Genomic DNA, 1,533 nt, shown 5'->3' on the forward strand with positions numbered 1-1,533 from the left:
CGGTGGGGCCGCGCGGGTCCTCGGGCTCCTCCTCACGGTCCTCGGCGCGCTCGGCATCGGCCTCGGGCAGGGCGGCCCAGCGGTCCCACCAGCCGGGGGCGGGCAGGGCGCGCGCCGCATGCTCGGTCAGCTCCAGCGGCGGCAGCAGCGCCGGGTGGTCGACCAGCAGCTCTTCCAGCCGGCGGCGCAGGCCCCGGGCGCGGCCGCGGCCGCCCTCGTTGCCCATCAGCCAGCGGCGCAGCTCGGCCATCTCGGCGCCCGAGAGCTCGGCCGAGAACGCGCCGTCGGCGGCGTCGAACAGGTGGTGGCCCTCGTCGAAGACATAGCGCAGCGCCGGCCCGTCCTCGCCGCCGCCCAGCGCCGCCTGCACCATCACCAGCGCGTGGTTGGCCACCACCAGATGGGCACCGGCGGCGCGGCGGATCGAATGCTCGACATAGCAGCGCTTCCAATGCGGGCAGGCCGAGTGGATGCACTCCCCCCGCCGGTCGGCCAGCAGGGAGATGGCGCCGGCCGGGAAAAGCTCGGAAAGCCATCCGGGAAAATCGCCGCCCAGCAGGTCGCCGTCGCGGGTGGCCAGCGCCCAGCGCGCCACCAGCGACAGCGCGACGATGCGCCCGGCCATGGCCCCGGTGACCGCCTCGTCATAGTTCAACAGGCAAAGATAATTCTCGCGGCCCTTGCGGATGACGACGCGCTTCCGGCGGTCCTCCGGGTCCGGGTAGAGCCGGGCCAGCTCCTGGTCGAGCTGGCGCTGCAGGTTGCGGGTATAGGTGGCGATCCAGACGGGCGCGCCGTTGCGCTCGGCCCAGAGGCTGGCCGGCGCCACATAGCCCAGGGTCTTGCCGGTGCCGGTGCCGGCCTCGGCCAGCACCAGCTTCGGCTCGCCCGGGTTTTCCCGCGGGGTGAAGGCCATCGAGGCTGCGGACGAAAAATCCGCCTGGGAGGGCCGCTGCTCGGCGCCCTCGCCCAGGATCTCGGCCAGCCGGGCGCGGGCGTCGGAGGGGGTGACGCTGTGGCTGGCCGGCGGCGGCGGCGGCGCCTCCTCCTCCCAGTCCGGCAGGACGCGCCAGACCTTCAGCGCATCGGCCGAGCCACGCGCGGCAGGATGGCCGATGGCGGCCAGGACGGATTCCGCCCAGGGCCAGTCGCCGGCATCGCGCATCCGGGCGGCGAGCGCGCCCGCATCCTTGTTCAGCACCGCCCCGCGGGCGCGGGCCAGGCGGCGCAGCAGCTCGGCCGCCATCTGCGGCAGCAGGGCGGCGGCCGCCTCGGCATCGGCCGGCGGCTCCATCTCCAGCGCCAGCGCCAGGCCCCTCGGGGTGGGCGGCGCGGGCGTCGCCGGCAGGCAGAAGGCGAACAGCTCCAGCAAGTCATAGGCGCCGGGCAGGCCGGGCAGGTTCAGCCGCTTCGCCGTCGCGGGCGCATGCACCAGGATCGGCGGGCCAAGCTCCCGCAGCAGCCCCGGCAGCTCGCGCGGGCGCGGGGTGAAGAGCTCGCCATCCGGGGTCAGCAGCGCGGCCTGCCCGGGCG

1 protein-coding gene is annotated in these 1,533 nt (G+C 75.6%); it reads right to left on the reverse strand.

From position 1 onward, the window contains the following. Window positions 1-1,533 (reverse strand): ATP-dependent DNA helicase (locus BKE38_RS29610; RefSeq protein WP_474104357.1); only part of this gene is annotated, 1,533 nt, incomplete at both ends.

Origin of the sequence: Teichococcus deserti (genome assembly GCF_001982615.1) — a bacterium.
Lineage (GTDB): Bacteria > Pseudomonadota > Alphaproteobacteria > Acetobacterales > Acetobacteraceae > Pseudoroseomonas > Pseudoroseomonas deserti.